This is a genomic window from Nocardia sp. NPDC101769 (assembly GCF_044766925.1).
In the GTDB taxonomy this organism is placed as follows: Bacteria; Actinomycetota; Actinomycetes; order Mycobacteriales; family Mycobacteriaceae; genus Nocardia.
This window is the reverse complement of record NZ_JBIWMX010000101.1, coordinates 1-4,027: the sequence shown is the minus strand read 5'-3', so window position 1 is coordinate 4,027 and position 4,027 is coordinate 1. Positions and strand designations below refer to the sequence as shown.

General features: G+C 63.1%; 4 protein-coding genes. 1 reads left to right on the top strand and 3 read right to left on the bottom strand.

Translation table 11 applies throughout. The features are described from left to right. Window positions 1–509: 509 nt before the first annotated feature. Both ACIRRA_RS45495 and ACIRRA_RS45490 read right to left on the bottom strand, forming a co-directional pair. Window positions 510–791: a hypothetical protein gene (locus ACIRRA_RS45495; protein WP_402782223.1), complete on the bottom strand. Its 282-nt coding sequence runs from the start codon at window positions 789–791 to the stop codon at window positions 510–512. 528 nt (window positions 792–1,319) lie between these two features. Further along, complete coding sequence (locus ACIRRA_RS45490) at window positions 1,320–2,126, bottom strand: hypothetical protein (protein ID WP_402782220.1); 807 nt, start codon at window positions 2,124–2,126, stop codon at window positions 1,320–1,322. A gap of 364 nt (window positions 2,127–2,490) precedes the next feature. Here ACIRRA_RS45490 and ACIRRA_RS45485 point away from each other — a divergent pair, with 364 nt between their 5' ends. Then, window positions 2,491–3,279 carry a TipAS antibiotic-recognition domain-containing protein gene (locus ACIRRA_RS45485; RefSeq protein WP_402782217.1) on the top strand — a complete coding sequence of 263 codons (789 nt, stop codon included), beginning with the start codon at window positions 2,491–2,493 and terminating at the stop codon, window positions 3,277–3,279. 172 nt (window positions 3,280–3,451) lie between these two features. Here the strand turns inward: ACIRRA_RS45485 and ACIRRA_RS45480 are convergent. Then, on the bottom strand, window positions 3,452–4,027 hold a 576-nt coding region (locus ACIRRA_RS45480; protein WP_402782214.1), incomplete at its 5' end, for a hypothetical protein.

Sequence of the window (4,027 nt, the reverse complement as noted above, 5' to 3'; positions counted from 1 at the left end):
CCCTCCCGCTGCTCCCCTCGCACCGTCGCGAGGACACCGAACACTAACGCCCCAAGCGTGTGAATTGATGGGATTTCAGATATCGCCATCGGCTGGAGGATCACCCGGCCAACGGGGTGTTGACACTGAGGTGTCGAGGACCCGGCCGCCGGAGGTTCTTCGTGCGGCAGCTGATCCCCGGACGGGGAGCCGACAAGGTCGTATCAGCTCGGATACCGGCGATCTGAAATCCCGCCCAGGATCGACGCGCTCATCGGCAATAGCGGACGTCCCGCCGGCCTCGGATCGATACGGCCAGTTGATCTTCCATGCCCCGCGCTGGCCGGTTCGGTCAGCGCGGTATGCAGCAATTCCGGATGCGCGTGGGTCGTCGCTCTCCTAGCGAGCAACCGCTGATTCTCACGAGAAGGCATTGGCATACACACCATCTCGACGTCTCGTAACGTCAGCGCATGCTCATGCCATCTGAGCGCCTGGGCAGGGTGAGCAGGGGCGGATTGTCGGGTGGGTCAGGGGGCGACGAACATGTCGGTGATCGCGTGAGAGAACGGGATGAGCAGCATCGACAGGATTGAGAAGAACAGGGCATAGCCGGCAGCGCGCTCATGTCTCCAGTGGCCGATGCCGCTGAACAGGAATGCGGGAAGGACCAGAGCCGGGCCGATGACGACCGACAGGGTTGACAGGACGATAGAGATCACCGAGCAGACCGGTGTCGCGACACTGTGCGCCTTCCTGTTGTCCGCGTAGTCCGGATAGTGCCGAAGGTCAGCGTTGCGACGGAATGCCATGGCGGTGATCGTATGGGACACAACCTATTTGCGATGGCGACGCCCGGGCCTCCCCTCCTTATCGCCCCCCGGGGCCCCTCGACGGTTACCGACTGACCGGCCAGAACATCCCACCCCGATAGCTCGGCCCCGCGGGACGGGTCCGGCACACACGGCAGCACCACAGTGTCACAGCACCAAGGGCCGCCTCGGCTGAGAATGGGCCTGACCCTCCACTAACGACGGAATCGGCAATAGCGGACGTTCTGCACCGCACCAGGTTCCGGCCGCCGGCGTCCCGCGCTGGCCGGTTCGGTCAGCGCGGTATGCGGCAGTAGCGGATGTGTCTGGACGCCGCTGACGCGAGCCACGTAATCCCTGGCTTCATTCCGGCGGTTCCACAACTACATGCCAGATCTGTTCTGCACCTGCGCGTTTGCTGGCGCGGTAGCCCCGGTGAGATGACCGAACGTCACTACCTGAATAGACGGGTCGCGTTCACCGTACCCACGCCGGCCCCGGTGCTGCGGACCATCGAGCGTCGAGTTTTCACCGAAACTCGAAACCGGCATTCCGAAGATTGTCGAACGATTCCTCTTCGAACTTCGCGATGGCCACCTGAGCGTCCCCTCGCCTGATCTCGTATTCCAGCACCCGAGCTTCGGCCAGCTGGACCCTCATCGTCACGGTCCGAATATCTTCGGCACCGAATTGCCGACGGCAATCGGACAACAGCTGCTCGTAGATCGTGATCGCTGCCCGTGTATCCCGTGACGAGATATGGGCATGTCCGACAATGAGCCGAGCAAGCGCGAAGTTCGTGAACGCGGTCTCCCAATCGTCCTTGTAGCTCGAGTCGATATCAGCGGCGAACGCGTAGACCGCCAGAGCGGACTGTCCCAGGGCGTCCACCTCGGCTGCGCCGACCGTTCCGGAGTCTAAAGCCAGTAGTGTTGCCAGCCAAAGCTTTGCGCGGGCCGCGGCCAGTGCCAGAGTGAGCACGTCGGGCGCGGCGAGGTCGGTTGGAGAGCTCACGGTTCGTACCGCGATCGCGGACAGCCCGATCATGACCGGGTCGTCGAGGGCACCCAGGTCCGTCAGTATCGCCAGCGCGGAGCGCGCCGCGGCGATCGCCTCCGCGATCCTTCCCAGCTTGTGCAAGACCGTGGAGCGATTGAGATAGATATCGACCTCAGCGCTGGCCACATCCCATTCCCCCGTTGCGCCGAGTGCCGCCAGCAACGCCAGCGCCCTGTCGTTATATCGCAATGCGCGAGAAAAATTTTCCGCCTCGAAAGCGGCGGTCGAGCGATCGTTGTACCGAGCTATCCGCCGCTCGAACTTGTTCATCCGCACGGCCCGGTCGTCCTTCGATCATAGTGCCCGGTTTGCGCCCAGTGCCTCAAAGATACTGCTGCGGTGTGGAATACGCCATCCGGCGGCCGACTTGGATGACCATCTGAGATGGATGCGGGCGGCGTACGGGTGGGGCGTGTGCTCCGCTGATCGCGGGCCTGTGGCGGGTGACGTTGGTGCGTGCCATCTACTGCGCGTTCAACGGGCCGAGATGCTCTCGGCCCGTTGATCTTCAGAGGCCGCGGTCCAGCGCGTGTGGAACGCGCGGGTCGCGGCAATAGCGGATATTCGCAGGGACTTGTGCGTCGGAGACTGTTACAGCCGGTCTCGGGTTGACATTGACGCAACGTCAATCGGCAGGCTGATGGGTGTGAACGCACAGGAGTGGTCGATCCAGGATTTGGCGAAGGCCGCCGGAACGACGAGTCGCACACTGCGCCACTACGGCCAGTTGGGGTTGCTGGTCCCGAATCGGACCGGAGCCAACGGGATGCGGTACTACGACTCGGGGGCGCTGGTCCGGTTGCAGCGGATTCTGCTGCTGAGGGAACTCGGGCTCGGGCTTGCGGCGATTGCGGAGGCGCTGGCCGCCGACGGTTTGGACATGGCGACGACGGTCGATGCGCTGCGGGTTCATTTGGACCTGCTGCGGCAGGAGCGCGATCGCATCGATCGGCAGATCTCCTCGGTCGCCACGACTGTGCTCAAACTCGAGAAAGGACAACCACTCATGCCCGCCGAATCCTTTGATGGCTTCGACCACACCAAGTACAAGGACGAAGTCATCCAGCGCTGGGGCAAGGACGCCTACGAGTCCAGCGACCGCTGGTGGCGGTCGAAGACCGATGCGCAGAAGCAGGACTTCCAAAAGGCCGCTCTCGACATCGCCGCCGATTATGGGCGTGCTCACGCTGCGGGCCTGGCCGTCGATAGCCCCGAGGTCCAGGCCATCGTCGCCCGCCACGCGGAATGGGTGCGTGAAGGGTGGCAAGGCCGTTCCTGGGGCGGCAAGCCGTTCGAAGAGGCATTCGCCTATCTCGGCGAGATGTACGTTTCCGATGACCGGTTCCGAGCCAGTTACGACATCCACGGGGTCGGCACAACGGAATTCGCCCGTGACGCCATGGCTGTCTATGGACGAGCGCACAGCTGATATGTAGGCCTTCAGTTCAGCAAGTATCTCGGCGGTCCGCGATGGACATTGCGGACCGCCGTAACATCCTCAACTCGGCAGTAGCGGACGTTCTGCACCGCACCAGGTTCCGGCCGCCGGCGCCCGCACTGGCCGGTTCGGTCAGCGCGGTATGCGGCATGAGAGTGTGTTGCTAGCCGTGGCAATAAACCCGGACAAGCACTGTGTCTTCGGGCAGTGTTTCCAGGTACTTTTCGATGCCACCGGATGGTATCGGGCAGCCGGGCTCGTCTTCGCAGGACGTGTTCTTGTCCCGATCTTTGTGTCGGCAAACGCCGCTCGACTCGACCCACCAACCATCCAGGGTGAGCACATCGGGCCATGAGAGATTGTGTATCGCGACATTCAGCAGGGCCTTCGGGCCGCCCGCGCACTCGCCTCGCTTGGGGGGCAGCACGATGCCGAATTGGTTGGGACCGTCGTGAATCAGCCGAGGATCGTCCTCGTAACCCGGCCGGACATAGAACCCGGCTGCCTCTCCTCCACCCTGAATCCGCCAGGTGTCCCACATATCTCGCTCCGGAAACCCTCGGTGCATCTCGAACGGAGTGAGAGCTCGAGTGATCGCGGCTTCCACGTCATCGATCGCATCCGGCGGCAGGCAGATCGTCACCCAGTGAGCCTTTTTCATCCTGTGCGAATGATGTTGAGGGGCAATGGATCTGATCTCGGCGTGCCTCCGCCGGATATGAGGAAGCCCCTGGTAGAC